This window comes from Nonomuraea sp. NPDC049709 (genome assembly GCF_040674815.1).
Taxonomy (GTDB): Bacteria; Actinomycetota; Actinomycetes; order Streptosporangiales; family Streptosporangiaceae; genus Nonomuraea.
This window is the reverse complement of the sequence record NZ_JBFANM010000021.1, coordinates 61,320-80,669: the sequence shown is the minus strand read 5'-3', so window position 1 is coordinate 80,669 and position 19,350 is coordinate 61,320. Positions and strand designations below refer to the sequence as shown.

The 19,350-nt window shown below is 69.7% G+C and carries 17 protein-coding genes; 16 read left to right on the top strand and 1 reads right to left on the bottom strand.

Annotated elements, in window-relative coordinates; all coding sequences use genetic code 11:
- Positions 1–36 precede the first annotated feature (36 nt).
- The 13 genes from AB0J69_RS22405 to AB0J69_RS22345 all read left to right on the top strand — a co-directional run bounded on the left by AB0J69_RS22405 (position 37) and on the right by AB0J69_RS22345 (position 15,905).
- Positions 37–624: a TetR/AcrR family transcriptional regulator gene (locus AB0J69_RS22405; protein WP_364120195.1), complete on the top strand. Its 588-nt coding sequence runs from the start codon at positions 37–39 to the stop codon at positions 622–624.
- 206 nt (positions 625–830) lie between these two features.
- A complete protein-coding gene (locus AB0J69_RS22400) occupies positions 831–1,850 on the top strand; it encodes a LacI family DNA-binding transcriptional regulator (protein ID WP_364120192.1) in 1,020 nt (339 codons plus the stop codon).
- A 204-nt stretch (positions 1,851–2,054) separates the two neighbouring features.
- Positions 2,055–2,711, top strand: a complete 657-nt coding sequence (locus AB0J69_RS22395) for a DUF1961 family protein (RefSeq protein WP_364120190.1) — start codon at positions 2,055–2,057, stop codon at positions 2,709–2,711.
- Positions 2,712–2,833: 122 nt separating this feature from the next.
- Positions 2,834–3,463, top strand: coding sequence for a DUF624 domain-containing protein (locus tag AB0J69_RS22390; protein ID WP_364120186.1), 630 nt, complete (start codon positions 2,834–2,836; stop codon positions 3,461–3,463).
- 119 nt (positions 3,464–3,582) lie between these two features.
- Positions 3,583–5,019 (top strand): extracellular solute-binding protein, encoded by a 1,437-nt coding sequence (locus tag AB0J69_RS22385; protein ID WP_364120183.1) that lies wholly within the window; start codon positions 3,583–3,585, stop codon positions 5,017–5,019.
- 62 nt (positions 5,020–5,081) lie between these two features.
- Positions 5,082–6,062, top strand: coding sequence for an ABC transporter permease subunit (locus AB0J69_RS22380; protein ID WP_364120182.1), 981 nt, complete (start codon positions 5,082–5,084; stop codon positions 6,060–6,062).
- Positions 6,063–6,074: 12 nt separating this feature from the next.
- On the top strand, positions 6,075–6,989 hold the full coding sequence (locus AB0J69_RS22375) for a carbohydrate ABC transporter permease (protein WP_364120179.1): 915 nt from the start codon (positions 6,075–6,077) through the stop codon (positions 6,987–6,989).
- On the top strand, positions 6,986–7,606 hold the full coding sequence (locus tag AB0J69_RS22370) for a rhamnogalacturonan acetylesterase (protein ID WP_364120176.1): 621 nt from the start codon (positions 6,986–6,988) through the stop codon (positions 7,604–7,606). Before AB0J69_RS22375 ends, AB0J69_RS22370 begins: the two co-directional genes overlap by 4 nt.
- A complete protein-coding gene (locus AB0J69_RS22365) occupies positions 7,603–10,179 on the top strand; it encodes a Tat pathway signal sequence domain protein (protein ID WP_364120173.1) in 2,577 nt (858 codons plus the stop codon). The genes AB0J69_RS22370 and AB0J69_RS22365 overlap by 4 nt, the downstream gene beginning before the upstream one ends.
- A gap of 114 nt (positions 10,180–10,293) precedes the next feature.
- Positions 10,294–11,892, top strand: coding sequence for an ABC-F family ATP-binding cassette domain-containing protein (locus AB0J69_RS22360; RefSeq protein ID WP_364120170.1), 1,599 nt, complete (start codon positions 10,294–10,296; stop codon positions 11,890–11,892).
- Between the two features lie 113 nt (positions 11,893–12,005).
- Positions 12,006–12,221: a helix-turn-helix domain-containing protein gene (locus AB0J69_RS22355; protein WP_020547488.1), complete on the top strand. Its 216-nt coding sequence runs from the start codon at positions 12,006–12,008 to the stop codon at positions 12,219–12,221.
- A gap of 119 nt (positions 12,222–12,340) precedes the next feature.
- Positions 12,341–13,156, top strand: a complete 816-nt coding sequence (locus AB0J69_RS22350; protein WP_364120167.1) for an enoyl-CoA hydratase/isomerase family protein — start codon at positions 12,341–12,343, stop codon at positions 13,154–13,156.
- Between the two features lie 859 nt (positions 13,157–14,015).
- The gene (locus AB0J69_RS22345) at positions 14,016–15,905 is read left to right on the top strand and encodes an ABC transporter ATP-binding protein (RefSeq protein WP_364120164.1); all 1,890 of its coding nucleotides are present in this window, start codon (positions 14,016–14,018) and stop codon (positions 15,903–15,905) included.
- Here the strand turns inward: AB0J69_RS22345 and AB0J69_RS22340 are convergent.
- Entirely contained in the window at positions 15,877–16,761 is an 885-nt protein-coding gene (locus AB0J69_RS22340; RefSeq protein WP_364120161.1) for a sulfotransferase, read from the bottom strand. The genes AB0J69_RS22345 and AB0J69_RS22340 overlap by 29 nt on opposite strands.
- 30 nt (positions 16,762–16,791) lie before the next feature.
- Between AB0J69_RS22340 and AB0J69_RS22335 the strand changes: the two genes are divergently transcribed.
- Genes AB0J69_RS22335 through AB0J69_RS22325 form a run of 3 tightly spaced genes read left to right on the top strand, consistent with a single transcriptional unit; the run spans position 16,792 to position 19,315 of the window.
- On the top strand, positions 16,792–17,529 hold the full coding sequence (locus AB0J69_RS22335) for a Sir2 family NAD-dependent protein deacetylase (RefSeq protein WP_364120158.1): 738 nt from the start codon (positions 16,792–16,794) through the stop codon (positions 17,527–17,529).
- A complete protein-coding gene (locus AB0J69_RS22330) occupies positions 17,516–18,412 on the top strand; it encodes an LD-carboxypeptidase (protein WP_364120155.1) in 897 nt (298 codons plus the stop codon). The genes AB0J69_RS22335 and AB0J69_RS22330 overlap by 14 nt, the downstream gene beginning before the upstream one ends.
- 33 nt (positions 18,413–18,445) lie before the next feature.
- Positions 18,446–19,315 carry a hypothetical protein gene (locus AB0J69_RS22325; protein WP_364120152.1) on the top strand — a complete coding sequence of 290 codons (870 nt, stop codon included), beginning with the start codon at positions 18,446–18,448 and terminating at the stop codon, positions 19,313–19,315.
- Positions 19,316–19,350: the final 35 nt, after the last annotated feature.

Genomic DNA, 19,350 nt, shown 5'->3' with positions numbered 1-19,350 from the left:
CTAAGCGGAATCGGATCGTCCACTTTGGAGTCGTACGTGCGAGCGGATGCCAGGCGGAATCTGGACAAGATCGTCGAGGCGGCCGCCGCGGTCGTCGCCGAGCGCGGCGTCAACGCGCCGATGGAGGCCATCGCCAAGCGGGCCGGCGTCGGCGTCGGCACGCTCTACCGCCGCTTCCCCGACCGCGGCGCCCTGATCGCGGCCGTCGGCGACCACTACATCCACACGATGGCGAACGCGCTGGACACCGCCGCCGGCGGCACCGCCGACGCGTGGAGCGCGATCTGGGACTTCGTCTGCTGGGCCGCCGAGCCGGGCCGCACGGCGCTGGCCACCGCGCTCGCGGTGCTGCCGGAGGAGGCGATCGTGGACCGGGCCGAGTTCGCGCGGGTGCGGGGGGAGTGGGTGGAACGGTTCGACGGGCTCGTCCGCCGGGCGCAGGCCGAGGGTTCGATGCGGCCCGACGTCGGCGTCGAGGACCTCATCCACCTCTTGAACGTCTTCACCTGCCACCCCGACGACCTGCCGGCCCCCGTGGCCGCCGATCCGGGCCGCTACCTGCGGCTGATGCTCGACGGGATGAAGGCCGGCGCCGCCACGCCGCCGCCCGGCGCCGGAGCGTGACCGCTCCGAGTCTTTGAGACGATTCAAAAAAATCTTGAATGCCGCTATGATGAGCCGAAGTTCCGGTGAACCGCGTTCTGCGGTCCACCTTCAGCAGCGGATCCTGCGCTCTCCCGGTGGGCGGCCGCGTCAGCGGAGCACCTCGGGCGGCGCACTCGCTCATTCAGCAGCACGGCTCTTTCAGCAGCACGGCCTCGTGAGGATCGATGGCGACCAGGAACATCAAGGAGGTCGCGCAGCTGGCGCGCGTCTCGGTGGGCACGGTGAGCAATGTGCTCAACCGCCCGGAGATCGTGTCCCCCGCCACACGCGAACGCGTCTTCGAAGCGATCAAGAAACTCGGTTTCGTCCGCAATGAGGTGGCCCGCCACCTGCGGGTGGGCCGCAGCCGCACGGTCGGGCTCGTCGTGCTCGACGTGTCCAACCCGTTCTTCGTGGACGTGGCCCAGGGCGCCGAAGCGGTGGCCGACGACCACGACACGATGGTGGTGCTCTGCAACAGCGCCGGCGACCCCGGCCGCGAGCGCCGCCACCTCGACCAGCTCGAACAGCAGCGGGTGATGGGAATACTGATCACTCCTGTCGAGATGGAGACCCCCTGGCTGGAGGAGCTCGCCGCCCGGGGCACCCCCGTGGTGCTGGTCGACAGCCCGGCGACCGGCCTGCAGTGCTCGGTGGCCGTCGACGACCGGCTCGGCGGGCAGATCGCGGGCGCCCATCTCATTGAACGCGGGCACCGGCGGATCATGTTCGTCGGCGGGCCGCCGTCCATCAAACAGGTGGCCGACCGGCACGCGGGCGTGACCAGCGCCGTCGCCGCCGCGGACGGTGCCGTTGAACTGCTCACCTCCACCGCGCCCACGCTCACCGTGGCCGAGGGGCGGGCGATCGGCGAGCGCGTGGCGGCCCTGCCCGCCGATGAACGGCCCACGGCGGCCTTCTGCGCCAACGACATGATGGCGCTGGGGTTCTTACAGGCCATGGCCTCGCACGGGCTCCGGGTCCCCGAGGACCTGGCCATCATCGGGTACGACGACATCGACTTCGCCGCGGCGGCCGCGGTGCCGCTGTCGTCCGTCCGGCAGCCCCGGGAACTGCTGGGGCGCACGGCGATCGATCTGTTGCTGGAGGAGGTGGCCGAGCCTGAGCAGCATCGGCATCGGCAGGTCATCTTCCAGCCTGACCTGGTGATCCGCGAGTCCAGCGCGTTGCGTCGCGAGGGGTGACCCTCGCGCCTCCGGGGGCTGGTGGCTCGGTGGCTCGCGCTTCCGCGCTTCCGCGCTTCCTGCTTCCGTGCTGCGGTGATCGGGTGCGCCGGTCGCCGTACGGGTTGCGCCGGGCCCCTTCGCACGCCTTGCCGCCACATCAGAGCGCATGAGGCCCTCTCTGCGTGCGCGGGAGCTCGTCCGATCACCGAGAGGAGTCGGTCCTTGACCGAGATCTACCGCAACCCCCTCGCCGCCCCCGAAGACCTGGCCGGATTCCGGATGGAGGGGGACGGCGCCATGTCCTTCCCCCAGGGGCGGATGCGGCTGGAGAGCCTCAGGCCGGCCTCCGACGGGCAGGCGGCCAATCTGGTGCTCTGGTGCCCCGAGGAGTTCCCCGCCGACGTGCGGATCGAGTGGGACTTCTGGCCCGTCAGGGAGCCGGGCCTGGCCATCATGTTCTTCCATGCCAGGGGCCGGAACGGTGAGGACGTCTTCGATCCCGCCCTGGCCCCGCGCAACGGGCCGTACGAGCAGTATCACCACGGCGACATCGACGCCTACCACGTGTCCTATTTCCGGCGCATGTGGGAGTCCGAGCGCGCCCTGCACACCTGCAACCTGCGTAAGAGCCACGGGTTTCACCTGGTCGCGCAGGGGGCGGACCCGCTGCCGGGGGTGCTGGACGCCCGGGGGCCCTATGCCATCCGGATCGACGTCAAGGGAAGCGTGGTGAGCTTCTCAATCAACGATTTGGTCTCGTTCCGCTGGGAGGACGACGGCTCGATCGGCGGTTCCGCCCTGGCAGGAGGCAAAGTCGGGTTCCGGCAGATGGCTCCGCTGATCGGAGAGTACGCAAATCTCCGCGTATCTCGTCATTGACTTTGAGTCGATTCAACACTAATTTCGCACCAACCGCCGTTCACTTGCTTGTAACTGGGCAGGAACCACGGTGCAACACTCCACCCCCGTATCCGTGCACATGCCACGAAAGGTGGTGCCGGATGAACCACCCCGCCTTGTCAATCAGGATTCAAGCTGCCTGCTCAGAGCTGATCTGGGCGGTGCGGCTGAATCTGATCTGGCTCGTCTTCACCCTCGCGGGAGGCGTGATTCTCGGGCTCGGGCCCGCCACCGTTGCCGCCTACACGCTGGCTCGGAGGCATGCCCGGAATGAAACGATTCAGGTCTGGCGCGAATTCTGGCCCGTCTACCGACGGGAGTTCGTCCGGGCCTCGTTGCTGGTCCTGCCGGCGGCGCTGGTCGCCACCGTGCTGGTCGGCAACTATCTCTACCTCTCCGCACTGGGGCCCGACCACGGAGCGCCGCGAATCGCTAGTTTCGTGGCACTCATTGTGCTGGCGGGTGTGGGGGCACATGTAGGTCCGCTTTACGCGCACTACGACCTGCCGCTGTGGGCCTACTGGCTCAAGGCGGCGCAACTAGCGCTGCTGCGTCCGGCGTCGTCCGTGATCTTGCTGCTAGCGCTCTCAGCCATCGCCTTCGCGACCTCGGTGGCGCCCATCCTGGCGCCGATGATCAGCTTCGGCGCGTGGATCTATCTCAACACGTGGCTCTGCCTGCGCTTCTTCCAGGAGAACGAGGCGCGCCTGCTTTCGAAAGGGAACTCATGAGCGCACCCCGTCGCCGGCGGCTCCTTGCCGGTGTGTTAACGCTAACGGCTGCCCTCACCGCCTCGGCCTGCTCTGGCGGTGGCGACGCGTCTCAGTCCGACCCGAACACGATCACCTTCATGGCGAAGCTGTTCGGCACGGCGCCCGAGCCGACCGGTGAGCTGCAGCAGGCCATCGAGAAGTTCCTCGGCAAGAAGATCAAGGTCACCTGGGTCCCGAACGCCGAGTACACCGAGAAGATGAACGTCACGCTGGCCTCGGACGACATTCCGCAGGTCATCGTCGTGGACCCGAAGATGCCGGCGTTCGTGAAGGCCGCGCAGGCCGGGGCTTTCTGGGACCTGACCGACAAGCTCGACAAGTACCCGAACCTCAAGCCTGCGGACGCGCGGACCGCGCTGAACTCCTCCGTCAACGGCAAGACCTACGGCCTCTACCGGATGCGACCCCTGCTCCGCTCGGCGGTCGTCATCCGCAAGGACTGGCTGAAGAAGGTCGGGCTGGAGGAGCCGAAGACGATCGACGACTTCTACGAGGTCGCCAAGGCGTTCACCGAGAAGGACCCCGACGGCAACGGCAAGAAGGACACCTACGGCCTCATCATCCCGAAGTGGCCGTCCAGCTCCTACGCCAGCGCCAGCCCGTACGACGTGATCGAGACCTGGTTCGGCGCCCCGAACGGCTACGGGGAGCGCGACGGCAAGGTGGTGCCCGGCTTCGACACGCCGGAGTTCGTCGAGGCCAACAAGTTCCTCAAGAAGATGGTCGACGAGGGCCTGGTCAACCCCGACTTCGCCACCCTCGACACCGCCAAGTGGAACGAGCCGTTCTTCTTCGGCAGGGGCGGCATGATCATCGATGTCAACATCCGCTCCCGACAGGTCCTCGACCTGTTCAGGGAGGACGGTGACCAGAACTACGGTGACAAGGTCACCATGGTCGGTAACCTCGCGCGGTCGGACGGCAAGAAGTTCTCCTACCCGTTCACCGGCTACGCCGACTCCCTGGCCATCTCCAAGCAGAGCGTGCGCACCGAGGCCGACCTGGACAACGTGCTGAAGACGCTGGACAAGCTGGCCACGAAGGAGGGCCAGGTCCTGCTGCAGAACGGCATCGAGGGCCGCAACTTCAAGGTCGAGAACGGCGACACCGCCGCGCTGATCAACGAGGACGACCCGGCCGTCAAGGCCGTCCAGGACAACGTGGACGACGCGTTCACGCAGCTCAGCACCAAGGGCACGATGGACATCGGCGGCATCGCCTACCAGCGCGTCCCGTCCGGTCAGCCGTACCGGGACATCCTCGCCTTGCAGAAGAAGCTGGTGGAGGAGGACCTCAAGACGGCCGTGCACAACGTCGCGCTGCCCGTGGTCCCCCCGACCCAGATCGAGAAGGGCCCGCAGATCGACAAGATCATCGGTGACGCGCGGGTCAAGTTCCTGTCGGGCGCGATCGACGAAGCGGGGCTCAAGGCCGAGATCAAGAAGTGGTACGACGGCGGCGGCACCCAGATCGTCACCGAGATCAACGACCTGCTCGCCAAGCTCCCCAAGTAGTACGACCCCCCGCCTGAGGGGCCCGGCCACCGTCCGGGCCCCTCACATGAAAGGAGGCCGCTGTGGCCACCGACCTGGCGACGCCTCCCGCGAAGGCGGCGCCCAAGGCGAAGAAGCCGAAGCGGGCCGACAGGGTGCCGCTGGGCACGGCGGTGCTGCGCTACCGCTGGCTCTACCTGATGCTCCTTCCGGGCGTCGCCTACTTCGTGATCTTCAAGTACCTGCCGATGTACGGCGTGACGATCGCGTTCCAGGACTTCCTGCCGTTCCTCGGCTACTCGGGCAGCCCCTGGGTCGGCTTCAAGCACTTCGAGCAGCTCTTCTCCGGCCCGGACTTCGGCCGGCTGCTGGCGAACACCCTGATCCTGGCGGCGCTGCACGTCATCTTCGTCTTCACCGCGCCGGTCATCGTCGCGCTGATGCTGAACGAGCTGCGCGTCAACATCCTCAAGCGCTCGATCCAGTCGCTCATCTACATCCCGCACTTCCTGTCGTGGACCATCGTCGCGGCGCTGACGTACGTGCTGTTCGCCGCCGACTTCGGGGTGATCGCCGCGTGGATGCGCGACCTCCTGGGCGACACCGCGAAGATCGACTACATGGCGCAGGAGCAGTGGTTCCGGCAACTGATCATCCTGCAGCAGCTTTGGAAGATGACGGGCTGGGGCACGATCATCTACCTGGCCGCGCTGGCCGGCGTGGATCCCAATCTGTACGAGGCCGCCCGCATGGACGGCGCCAACCGCTTCCGCCAGCTCTGGCACGTCACGCTGCCGGCGATCCGACCCACGGTCGTGGTCATGGCCATCCTCGCCTCCGGCAACCTGCTGGACTCGGGCTTCGAGCAGATCTGGCTGATGACCACTTCGCTGAACCGCGAGGTCGCCGAGGTGTTCGACACCTACGTCTACTACGCCGGCGTCCAGAACGGCAATTTCAGTTACTCCACCGCCGTCGGCCTGTTCAAGGGTGTGGCCGGCGTCATCCTGATCTTCGGCTCCAACTGGCTGGCCAAGCGCCTCGGCCAGCGGGGACTGTTCTAAGGGAGCCCCGCCATGACCACCATGACTGAGACCAAGCCCGGCAAGCAGGCCGCGGTCAACCACAGCAACTCACTCGGCAGCCGCGCCTTCGACGTGTTCAACGTCATCGCGCTCGTCGGCCTGGGGCTGATCACGGTGCTGCCGCTGATCTACGTGCTGGCCGCGTCGTTCGCCAGCGAGCCGGAGATCGCCTCGCGGCCGTTCTTCCTGTGGCCGGAGAAGATCGTCACCGAGGCGTACGAGTACATCTTCGCCACCCCCACCTTCGTCCGCTCGCTGCTCACGACCGTGATCGTGACGGCGGTCGGCATGGTGGTGCAGGTCATGCTGACCTTCACCATGGCCTACCCCCTGGCCAAGCGGTACCTGCCGGGCCGCACGCTGGTGCTGAACCTGGTCATCTTCACGATGGTCTTCTCCGGCGGCATGATCCCCACCTATCTGGTGGTGCGCGACCTGGGGCTGCTCAACAGCTACTGGGCGCTGATCCTGCCGCTGGCGATCAACCCGTTCTACCTGATCATCGTCAAGAGCTTCTTCCAGGAGCTGCCGCAGGCCCTGGAGGAGGCGGCCAGGATCGACGGCTGCAACGAGATGGGCGTCTTCTTCAAGATCGTCCTTCCGCTGTCGAAGCCGATCATCGCGACGTTCTCGCTGTTCTACGCGGTGGCGATCTGGAACGACTACATGTCGCCGCTGCTGTACATCAACGACCCGAACAAGTGGACGCTGCAGATCCTCGTCCGCCAGCTCATCAGCACCGACGCCGCGGCCGCCCTGGCGCAGATGGACCGCACCTGGGTGCCGCCGGAGCAGGGCCTGAAGTTCGCGGTCATCGTGATCGCGACGCTGCCGATCCTGTTCTTCTACCCGTTCCTGCAGAAGCACTTCGCCAAGGGCGTGCTGATCGGGGGCGTCAAGGAGTGACCCGCACCGTGCTGCTGGCCGGGGACTCGACGGTCGCCTCCTGCCCGGCCTTCGAGGCGCCCATGTCCGGGTGGGGGGCGCAGCTCGGGTCGTACACCGGCGGCCCGGTGCGCAACTTCGCCAAGGGCGGCGCCACCACGGCCAGCCACCGGGAAGAGGGGCTGTGGGCGGCGCTGCTGCGCGAGGTCGCACCCGGCGACCTCGTGGTGATCCAGTTCGGGCACAACGACCAGAAGGAGCCCGGACTGCCCTACCGCGACAACCTGCGCGCCTTCGTCGAGGAGGCGCGCAGGGCGGGCGGGCTGGCGGTGCTGTGCACGCCGGTGCAGCGGCGCAGGTTCGAGGGCGGGCGGCTGGTGCCCACGCACGGGGACTACCCCGAGCGGGTGCGCGCGCTGGCCGCCGCCGAGGACGTACCGCTGATCGACCTGACCGCCGCCACCACCGAGCTGTACGAGCGGCTCGGCCCCGACGGGTCCAAGGCCCTGTTCACGCACTTCCCGCCGGGCACGCATCCGCTCTACCCGGACGGCGTGGCCGATGACACCCACTTCTGCTTCCGCGGCGCCGACGAGGTGGCCGCGATCGTCGCCGAAGGACTGAAGGAGATCCCATGACCGTACTTCGCTGGCTGGACCGACCGGGTGAGCAGGGGGTGACCTGGGGAGTTCCGTGGCCACGCGGTGCGGTCGAGCGGGGCACGCCGTTCGCGCTGTCCGACGCCGAGGGGAGCGAGGTGCCCCTGCAGAGCTGGGTGACCGCCACCTGGCCCGACGGCTCGGTCAAGTGGTCGGCCCACGCCGCGGGGGCCGGGCCCGGCTCCCCGGCGTACCGGCTGGAGCCCGGCCGCGAGCCTGCCGCCCCGGACACCGCGGTCACCGTGACCCGCCAGGGCCGGGACCTGGTCGTCGGCACCGGCGTGGTCACCTGGACGATCGGCGGTGGCACGCTGGCCCGCTCGATCTCGCGCGGGAGCCGCGAGATCGCCAGGGACGTGCGCCTGGTCAGCCTCCGCCAGGCCGAGCCCACCCCCGACGAGGGCGGCTGCGTGGCCCGCGAGCAGGCCGACGGCGTCGTCGAGAGCGTCACGGTCGAGCAGGACGGCCCCGTCCGCGCCGTCGTGCGGCTGGAGGGCCGGCACGGCGACTGGCTTCCGTTCACCGTGCGCCTGTACTTCTACGCGGGTGCCGAGCACGTGCGGATCATGCACACGTTCGTCTGGGACGGCGACCCCGAGCGCGACTTCCTGGCCGGGCTCGGGCTGCGCGCCGACGTGGTCATGCGCGACGAGCCGCACGACCGGCACGTACGCCTGGCCGGCGGCGACGGCTTCCTGACCGAGGCCGTACGCGGGCTGACCGGCCTGCGCCGCGACCCCGGCGAGGCCGCCCGCCGCGCCCAGGTCGAGGGCCGCCCGGCCGGCGAGCTCGACCCCGAGGTCGCCACCCGGTTGCACCTCATCCCGGCCTGGAACGACTACACCCTCGACCAGGGCTCCGCCGACGGCTACACGCTGCGCAAGCGCACCAAGGAGGGCCACGCCTGGGTGACGATCCCGGCCGGCGCCCGCTCCGCCGGGTACGGCTACGTCGGCGGTGTCAGCGGCGGCCTCGGCTTCGGACTGCGCGACTTCTGGCGCCTGCACCCCACCCGCCTCGACGTCCGGAACGCGGCCACCGACGTGGCCACCGCCACCGTCTGGCTGTGGTCGCCGTCCGCGCCGGCGATGGACCTGCGCTTCTACCACGACGGCATGGGCCAGGACACCTTCGCCGAGCAACTCGAGGGCCTGGAGATCACGTACGAGGACTACGAGCCGGGGTTCGGCGACGCCCGGGGCATCGCGCGTACGCACGAGCTGAGCCTGCGCTTCCACGACGCCACGCCCGCCGCGCACGAGCTCGCCGCGCACGCCGCCGCCATGAACGAGCCCGGGCTGCTCGCCGCGAGCCCCGAGCGGGTGCGCGAGGCGGGCGTGTTCGGCGTGTGGGACCTGCCCGACCGCAGCACGCCCGCGCACGCGAAGATCGAGGACCGCCTCGACTTCCTGTTCGACCTGTACGCGCGCGAGCGCGAGCAGCGCCGCTGGTACGGCTTCTGGGACTACGGCGACGTCATGCACACCTACGACGAGGACCGGCACACCTGGCGCTACGACATCGGCGGCTACGCCTGGGACAACTCGGAGCTGTCGCCCGACCTGTGGTTGTGGCTGCAGTATCTGCGCACCGGCCGGGCCGACGTCTTCCGCTTCGCCGAGTCCATGACCCGCCACACCGGCGAGGTGGACGTCTATCACCTCGGCCGGTGGAAGGGCCTGGGCAGCCGGCACAACGTGCAGCACTGGGGGTGCAGCTGCAAGCAGCTGCGCATCTCCAACGCCGCCTACCGGCGCTTCTACTACTACCTGACGGCCGACGAGCGCACCGGCGACCTCATGGACGAGCTCAGCGTCCCCGAGGAGACGTTCCTGGTCATCGACCCCCAGCGCAAGGTGCGCGAGGACGTCTACACCCCGGACCCCACCGCCCTGTCGGTCGGGCTCGGCACCGACTGGGGCTCGCTGGCGGCGGCCTGGCTGACCAGGTGGGAGCGGCACGGGGACGAGCGCGCCAGGGACCGGCTGCTGGGCACGATGGCCGACATCGGCGCGATGCCGCGCCGGTTCCTGTCCGGCGACGGGCGGATGGACCTGGAGAGCGGGCGTTTCGACACCTCCCGTGACCAGATCTCCATCTCGCACCTGTCGTCGTTGTTCGGGCTGCCGGAGATGTGCGCGGAGCTGATCGCCCTCGATCTGGACGTGCCCGGGTTCGAGGAGGCGTGGCTGGAGTACTGCCGGCTCTACCTCGCCACCCCCGAGCAGCAGGAGGGGGAGGTGGGGCAGCGGCTGAGCGGGATCTCGCTGATCCAGGCGCACAGCCGGCTCACCGCGTACGCGGCGGCGCGCACCGGCGACGCCGACCTGGCGGCCTGGGCCTGGCGCAAGTTCTTCCTGGGCGAGGGCGACCAGCTCAACCGCAACCCCTTGCAACATCAGCAGAACTGGGAGCTCACCCTGGTGGACGGCCCGGAGGTGCCGCATCCGGTGCACGAGGCGCCGTTCGTCAGCACCAACAGCGCCGCGCAGTACGGCCTGGCCGCGATCCACAACCTGGTGCTGATCGGCAAGCACTTGACAGAGCACTGAACGGAGAGGTGGGGCTCCCGCCAGGAGCCCTACACTGATCGGTATGCATGCTCCCGATTGACCGGCGTCGCACGCCCAATCCTCGTTTCCTAGCTCGGGAGTGTTCCGGTCACCATGATCATTGCCCATGATATCGAGCTGCGCGCGGGCGCGCGCCTGCTCATCGAGAAAGCCTCCTTCCGGGTCAACCCCGGTGACAAGATCGGGCTCGTCGGCCGCAACGGCGCGGGCAAGACGACGCTGACCAAGGTGCTGGCGGGCGAGGGCCTGCCCGCCTCGGGCAGCGTCACCGTCACCGGCAGCGTCGGCTACCTGCCCCAGGACCCGCGCACCGGCGACCTGCAGGTGCTCGCCCGCGACCGCATCCTGTCCGCGCGCGGCCTCGACCAGGTCATCAGGGAGCTGCGCGAGGCGGAGCTCGGCATGTCCTCCGCCGACGAGCGCACGCGCGAGAAGGCCGTCAGGCGGTACGGCAGGCTCGAGGACCAGATGCACGTCCTCGGTGGATACGCGGCCGAGTCCGAGGCGGCCTCCATCGCCTCCAGCCTCGGCCTGCCCGACCGTGTCCTGGGACAGCCGTTGCAAACGCTTTCCGGCGGTCAGCGCAGGCGCGTGGAATTGGCCCGAATTCTTTTCAGTGGAGCGGAAACTCTCCTTCTCGACGAGCCGACAAACCACCTAGATGCGGACTCAATCGGGTGGCTTCGCGATTTTTTGCGAAGTCATCAAGGTGGCTTGGTGATCATCAGCCACGACGTCGGCCTTCTTGAAGCCACGGTCAACAAGGTCCTGCACCTGGACGCCAACCGGGCGGTCGTCGACCACTACAACGTCGGCTGGAACGCCTACCTCGCCCAGCGCGAGACCGACGAGAAGCGCCGGAAGCGCGAGCGGGCCAACGCCGAGAAGCAGGCCGGGGCGCTGCTGGCGCAGGCCGACAAGATGCGTGCCAAGGCGACCAAGGCCAAGGCGGCCCAGGACATGATGCGGCGCGCGCACCGGTTGCTGTCGGGCACCGAGGAGGAGCGCAAGAGCGACAAGGTGGCGCGGCTGCGCTTCCCCGATCCGCAGCCTTGCGGGCGCACCCCGCTCATGGCCGAGGGCCTGTCCAAGTCGTACGGCTCCCTTGAGGTCTTCACCGACGTCGACGTGGCCATCGACCGAGGTCACAGGGTCGTCATCCTCGGCCTCAACGGCGCCGGCAAGACCACGCTGCTGCGCCTGCTGGGCGGGATCGAGCAGCCCGACACCGGCGAGATCAAGCCGGGGCACGGCCTGAAGGTCGGCTACTACGCCCAGGAGCACGAGACCCTCGACAGCGGCCGGACCCTGCTGGAGAACATGCGCTCGGCCGGCGGCGAGTTCACCGACACCGAGTTGCGCAAGGTCCTCGGCTCGTTCCTGTTCACGGGTGACGACGTGGACAAGCCGGCCGGCGTGCTTTCCGGCGGTGAGAAGACCCGGCTGGCGCTCGCCATCCTGGTGCTCTCGAGCGCCAATGTCCTGCTTCTCGACGAGCCCACGAACAACCTCGATCCGGTCAGCCGCGAGCAGGTTCTCAATGCTCTGAGGTCCTATTCAGGAGCAATCGTCCTAGTCACACATGACGAGGGTGCCGTTGACGCCCTGTCACCGGATAGGGTGATCTTGCTACCAGACGGAACTGAAGACGCATGGAGCGACGAATTTTCCGATCTTGTGGCACTTGCCTGATCTTAATTTGAGTGGGTACGGATCTTTTCCCGTGGAGTAGGTAGCCGATCCCGCTGAAATGACTGATCATGGCGGAGTAACGCTGCGGAAGTCCGGCACTACAGGAGGTACTCGTGGCCGAGACACTGAAGAAGGGCACCCGGGTCACCGGGGCCGACCGGGAAAAACTGGCCGGCGATCTCAAGAAGCGCTACGCCGCGGGCGAAAGCATCCGCGCGCTGGCCGCTTCTACCGGTCGGTCTTACGGGTTCATCCATCGCATCCTCAGCGAGTCCGGTGTGACTCTGCGCGGGCGCGGCGGGGCGACCCGAGGCAAGTCCAAGCGCTGACGGCCGCCTCGGAACGTGCGACCGCAGCCGCCCGTCCCTAGTCAGCCGCCGTCGCGCCCGGGCCAGAACCATATTCTGTAGGCTCGGGCGCGACGGTCAGCAGGACAGAGGAGCGGGCGATGGCGGAAGCGCAGGCGCAACAGCGCGGGGGGTACGCGGACGACGGCTCTGCCGCGGCAGGGAGCGGAGTTCGCTTCGAGGTGGACGGTGAGATAGCGACGATCACGCTGGACCGGCCGGAAAAGCGCAACGCACAGACGTTCGCGACATGGTCGGAGCTGGCCCGCATCGGCGAGAGCCTGCCCGGGCAGGTGCGCGTCGTCGTCGTGAAAGGTGAGGGACCGTCCTTCTCGGCAGGGATCGACCTGCGAATGTTCACACCTGAGGGGGTGCCCGGACAGGGCTCGTTCAGTTCGGCGGCCAAGACCGACGACGCCGGCTTCGAGCAGCGCATCAGACAGGCCCAAGCGGGGTTCCTGTGGCTGCGCCGCCCGGAGATCGTCTCCATCGCCGCAGTGCAGGGGCACGCGATCGGCGCGGGGTTCCAGCTCGCGCTCGCCTGCGATCTGCGGATCGTGGCCGACAACGTTTCGTTCTGCATGAAGGAGCCCGCACTGGGCCTGGTGCCCGACCTGACGGGGACCAAGCCCCTGGTCGAGCTGGTCGGCCTGGCCAAGGCGATCGACATCTGCCTGACCGCCAGGACCGTGCACGCCGACGAGGCCATGCGCATCGGCCTCGCCGAGAGAGTGGTCGCCGGGGGCGACCTGGAGCAAGCGGTACAGGACAAGGTCGCGCAACTGCTGTCGACCAACCGGGACGCGGCTATGGCGACCAAGCGACTCCTCCAGGGGGCGCAGGGACGCACCCTGGAGGAGCAGAGTGTGGCCGAGGGGATCGAACAGGCCGCACGCATCAAGGCCCTCTTCGGGTGATTCATCGCTCAGAGGTGCTCTTGGGGTGATTTTCCGCTCTGAGGTCTCTTGAGTGGTTTCTTCGCGCAAGGGCCTCTTGGGCTGACTCGCGGCTCAGGGCTGTTCCGCCTGACTTGCTACGCGGTGCCGGCGGGAGCGTCTCCGGAACGCCCGCAGCCGGGCCCAGAGGCCCTGTGGCGCACGATCGGCGGCAGTTGGGACTTCCGGGCCGGGAGCGCGGCGCGATGGGGCCTCAGCGGCGATCACAGCCGCAACCATGACAATGCGGTCCCGCTGCTTCGCGGCAACGTGCCTCCTGTGGCGGCGGCCCCGCCGCGGCGGCGTTCCTGCGGCCCGGCATTCGGCGGCGACGGCAGCGTGCGTCCTGTCGCGGCACGCAGCGGCATCCCCATGGCGGCCCTGGCCCCGATGGCGTTTCCTGCGGCCCGCCTCCTGGCGGCGATCAGGGGGCGGCCGGAGCGTTGGGGCGCCGCCAATGGGGCGTGCTCCGATGGCGGCCGCAGAGGGGGCGCCCACGGCGGTGCCTCGTGCGGTGGTGCCGCACCCACGGCGGTGCCGCGTGCGGTGGGGGCGCAACGTCTGGTTGGGGTGTGCGGTGCGGTGGGGCGCAACGTCCGGTTGGGGCTCGCGGTGAGGTGGGGCGCAACGTCCGGTTGGGGATCGCGGCGCAACGTCCCGGTGCGGCCTGCGGAGTGGTGGACGGGGGCGGCGGGCGGGCGTGAGTGGTGGGTGGGCGTGAGCTGCGGGGATGGGGGAAGGGGGCGCTGGGGTGCGGGGTGGGGTTTCGCGCTGAGCTGAGCCGGGAATCCTGGCGTGCCCCTGGGACGCTGTCTCCGGCGGAGGAGGAGGGATCCCCCGGATGGCGATGATGGGTGGCGGCTTCGGGCCCCACGTGATGGCGTCCCTGCGGCGCGACGGATCGGTGACCAAGCAGCGGCTGCGGCCGGGCACCGTGCGGCGCATCGCCCGTTACGCGCGCCCGTACACCCGGCAGTTCGCGGTTTTCCTGGCGCTCGTCGTGGCCGGGGCGGTGATCGTGATCGCCAACCCGCTGCTGATGAAGGCGATCATCGACGACGGCATCCTGCCCAAGCGACCCGGCGTGGTGGTCTGGCTGGCCGTGGCGATCGCCGCGCTCGCGCTGGTGGACGCCGGGCTGACGCTCGTGCAGCGGTGGTTCTCGTCCCGCATCGGCGAGGGCCTCATCTACGACCTGCGCACCGAGGTGTTCGACCACGTGCAGCGCATGCCGGTCGCGTTCTTCATGCGCGCCCAGACCGGCGCGCTGGTCAGCCGGCTCAACACCGACGTGATCGGCGCTCAGCGGGCTCTGACCAGCACCCTGTCGTCCGTCGTGTCCAACGTGGTCAGCCTGATCCTGGTGCTGGGCGCGATGCTGGCGCTGTCGTGGCAGGTGACGCTGGTCGCGCTGGTGCTGCTGCCGATCTTCATCGTGCCCGCGAAATACGTCGGCCGCCGCATGTCGGTGCTGACCCGCGAGCAGATGCAGCTCGACGCCGAGATGAGCTCGGTCACCACCGAGCGGTTCAACGTGGCCGGCGCGATGGTCGCCAAGCTGTACGGCCGGCCGGAGGACGACGCCGAGATGTTCGGCAGCCGCGCCGCCAGGGTGCGCGACGTGGGCGTGACGGTCGGCATGTACGGCACCGTGTTCCGGGTCGCGCTCGGCCTGATCGCGGCGCTGGCCACCGCCCTGGTCTACGGCATCGGCGGCGTCCTGTCCGTCTCCGGCGCCTTCGAGCTCGGCACGCTGGTGGCGCTGGCCGCCCTGCTGATGCGCCTCTACGGCCCGCTCACCTCCCTGTCCAACGTGCACGTGGACGTGATGACCGCGCTGGTGAGCTTCGACCGCGTCTTCGAGATCCTCGACCTCAAGCCCATGGTGGCGCAGAAGCCGGACGCCGTGCCGGTGCCGGCGGGGCCGGTGACGATCGAGTTCGACGACGTGCGCTTCCGCTACCCGGCCGCCGAGGAGGTCTCCCTGGCCTCGCTGGAGTCGGTGGCCAGGCAGGATGCCGGCGGCCCGTCCCACCCGGTGCTCAAGGGCGTGTCGTTCACGGCCGCGCCCGGGCAGCTCATCGCGCTCGTCGGCCCCAGCGGCGCGGGCAAGACCACGATGACCTCCCTGGTGTCGCGGCTCTACGACGTCAACGAGGGCGCGGTGCGGATCAACGGCCTCGACGTGCGCGACGCCACCCTCGACTCGCTGCGCGACACCGTGGGCGTGGTCATGCAGGACGCCCACCTCTACCACGACACGATCGGCGCCAACCTGCGCTACGCCAGGCCGGGGGCGAGCGACGAGGAGATCTGGGAGGCGCTGCGCGCCGCGCAGATCGGCGAGCTCGTCGAGAGCCTGCCCGACGGGCTGGAGACCGTGGTGGGCGACCGCGGCTACCGGCTGTCCGGCGGCGAGAAGCAGCGGCTGGCGCTGGCCAGGCTGCTGCTGAAGGCGCCGCGCGTGGTCGTGCTCGACGAGGCCACCGCCCACCTCGACTCCGAGTCGGAGGCGGCCGTGCAGGTGGCGTTGAAGACCGCGTTGCAAGGCCGTACGTCGCTGGTCATCGCGCACCGGCTGTCCACGATCAGGGAGGCCGACGAGATCCTCGTCGTGCACGACGGCCGCATCGCCGAGCGCGGCGGGCACGAGGAGCTGCTGGCCCGGGGCGGGCTCTACGCCGAGCTCTACCGCACCCAGTTCAGCTCTGCAGGTAGCCCAGCCGCCTGAGCTCCTCCCTGGCCACCTTCTCCACCAGCTCCAGGTCGTCGCGCCGGAGCCGGGTCCGCCAGGCGCCGACCTTGGGCACGTTGTCGTCGTACAGGAAGACCTTCGGCACCCGCGTCTCCAGGAACTCCGACAGCGTGGCCACCGTCTGCGGCGGCCTGCGTACCAGGTCCTCGTACCGGACGGTGAGGAGTTGCTGCTCGGGCAGCGTGCGGCGCAGCTCGGCGCTCAGGCGTACGGCGCCGCGCCAGCGCAGCGCGCTCTTGCCCGCCGATGGCATGGTCTTCCAGCGTTCGAGGTGCTCGTCCTTGCTGACGCCCAGGAACGCGTTGGGGAACTCGGTCCCCTCCGCCAGCATCGCCGGCTTGAACCAGGCCAGGCACGCCGGGTCGCCCAGCATGCCGGCCACCGCGTCCCTGCCGTCGCGGATGAGCTGGACGAACCGGGCGTCGGGGAAGGCCCGCAGCAGCACCGGAGCGCTGTAGATCAGGTCGGGGCTGGCGTCGCCGAAGCGGGTGACGTCGCTGGTGGAGACGCAGGGACCGGTTCCCGTGACGCCGCCGGCCTCCCGGCACGGCTCGGCGCACTCGCCGCAGGAGCGGGGCAGCACCTGCCACGACTCGGCGAGGGCGTCTCTCATGACGCGTACGGCTCCGTCGGTGCGGGCGATGGACGGCTTGCGGGCGAAGGCGTACACCACGTGCGCCACGCTCGCGCGACCCATCGTCACGTGGAAGCCCGGGGAGCGTTTCAGGGCGCGGGCGAGCAGGTCCGCGCCGGAATGCGGCGCTCCGAGCAGGAAGACCGGCCGGCGGACCTTGATGCCGTTGACCACGAGGATGTGGGGCGGAAGTCGCATACGAGAGGTAAGTGTGACACCGTTTGCCACGTGAACGAGCCAACCTCCGTGTCGGTGCTCACGGGAGCGGGCATCTCCACCGACTCCGGGATCCCCGACTACCGGGGCCCGCAGGGTGTATGGACGAAGAACCCGCAGGCGGCGGCGAACGCGCAGATCGATCGTTACCTGGCCGACCCCGAGATCAGGCGCGCCTCGTGGCGGGCCAGGATCGACCATCCGGCCTGGGGCGCCCGGCCGAACGCCGCCCACGCCGCGCTGGTCGACCTGGAGCACGCGGGGCTGCTGCGCGCGCTCATCACGCAGAACATCGACGAGCTGCACCAGCGGGCCGGATCCGCGCCGGAGAAGGTCATCGAGCTGCACGGCACCCTGCACCGGGCCGAGTGCGTGTCCTGCGACCTGATCACGCCCATGGACGAGGTGCTCGCCCGGGTGGCCGCCGGTGAGGAGGACCCGCCGTGCCCGCGCTGCGGCGGCATCCAGAAGTCGAACACGATCTCGTTCGGGCAGACGCTCAAGCCCGAGGTGCTGGGCGCCGCGCTGGACGCCGCCCAGTCGTGCGACCTGTTCGTGGCGGTGGGCACCTCGCTGACCGTGCATCCGGCCGCCGGGCTGTGCGGCGCGGCGCTCGACGCCGGCGCCCGCCTGGTGATCGTGAACGCCGAGCCCACGCCCTACGACCCCTTCGCCGATCGGGTGATCAACGAACCGATCGGCCAGGCACTGCCCGCGCTCGTCAAGGAGCTGATCGATGCAGCAAGGTGACACCGTCGCCATCGTCTCGCCCTCCGGCCCGCCCAACGCCGACCTGCTCAAGCGGGGCGTCGAGCGACTGGAGGGCCTCGGACTGAAAGCCGTGGTGGGCGCGCACGCGCTCGACCGCCAGGGGCTGGACTATCTGGCCGGCGACGACGCCGACCGGGCGGCCGACCTCCAGGCGGCGTGGTGCGACCCGGCCGTGTCGGCCGTGTTCTGCTGCCGGGGCGGGTACGGCGCGGGCCGCCTGCTCGGTCTGCTCGACTGGGACGCCATGCGGGCGGCCGGGCCCAAGGTGCTGCTCGGGTCGAGCGACATCACGGCGCTGCACAACGCGTTCGCCATCGAGCTGGGCGTGCCGACGCTGCACGGGCCGATGGCCGCCTGCGACGTCATCGCGGGCGACGAGGCTGGGCCCGAGCCGCGTACCTGGGAGAGCCTGCGGGCGGCCCTGTTCGGCACGCCGGCGCCGGTGCAGGGCGACCGGGTGCTGGCGCCGGGGCGGGCCGAAGGCGTGCTGGGCGGCGGTAATCTGTCGCTGCTGGCCTCGATGTGCGGCACCCGGTGGCAGCCGTCGTTCGACGGCGGGATCGCGTTCCTGGAGGACGTGGGCGAGGAGCCGTACCGGATCGACCGCATGCTCACCCAGCTTCTGCAGGCCGGGGTGTTCGACGGGGTGCGGGGGATCGCGCTCGGGTCGTGGGTGGGGTGCGGGGATCCGTACCCGGTTCTGCAGGACCGGCTGGGGCCGCTCGGGGTGCCCGTGGTGGCCGGGTTGCCGGTGGGGCACAGGTCGCCACAGATGAGCGTGTGGCTGGGGGCACTTGGTGTTATCGATACCGAATCGTGCTCCCTAACGGACATGAGTGGGAATGAGCAGCAGGCAAGGTAGGAGGGACGAAACCGACAGAAAGGGACACGGCGCGTGAACTGGTTCAGGCGTGGCCGCGAGCCCGCGCGCCGGCCGGTCGAGGACGTCGATCTCGACTCGCTGCTCGCGCTCGTCGCGGAGTCCCACGGATATTCCTTCACGTTCGCCCAGGACGGCTCCGCCGTGACGCTCAAGGGCGAGGCCGACCTGGTCGTGCAGCTCAAGGGGCTGCGGCGCGAGGCCGGGCGCAGGGCCAGGGAGGACTGGCCGATGCTGGTCTCCGAGCACCTCGCGCACGCCGTGGCCACCGCCGGCGAGCGGCTGGACGTGTGCGACCTGGAGCAGGCCCGGCCCCTGATGCTGACCCGCGTGGAGTCCGTGGACGAGGTGCCCGACCTGACCCGCGTCGTCGGCCGCCACCTGAACGCCGACCTGGTCGAACTGCTCACCGTCGGCTCGCGGACCGTGCGGCCGGAGGAGGCCGGGTGCTGGCCCCTGCCCACGGGACAGGCCCTCGACCTGGCCGTCGCCAACGTGCGCGGGCAGGAGCGGCTGCGCGTGGAGGGCATCGAACTGTCGGGCACGCCGGTGACCCGGCTGACCGCGCCGAGCCCGTCGGCCGCCACGCACCTGCGGTGGCTGGGGGACTACCTGCCGGTGCCCGCGGACGGGGTGCTGGTGGTGCTGCCGGATCCGTACACGCTGCTCGTGCATCCGGTGGACGGGATCGGTGTGGTGCGGGCCCTTGAGCGGTTGCGGGTGCATGCGGTGCGGACCGACGGGCTCAGCTCGCAGGTCTACTGGTGGCATGAGGGGCGGTTGACGCTCATCAGGGCGGACATCGTCGCGCAGGGCGGGCACACCAGGCTTGTCGTGGCGCCGCCGCCGGAGTTCGCCCGCGTCCTGGCCCGCCTGGCCGTCTGAGGTCCCCGGGCTCGGCTTCTCGCAGGTTCCTGCGC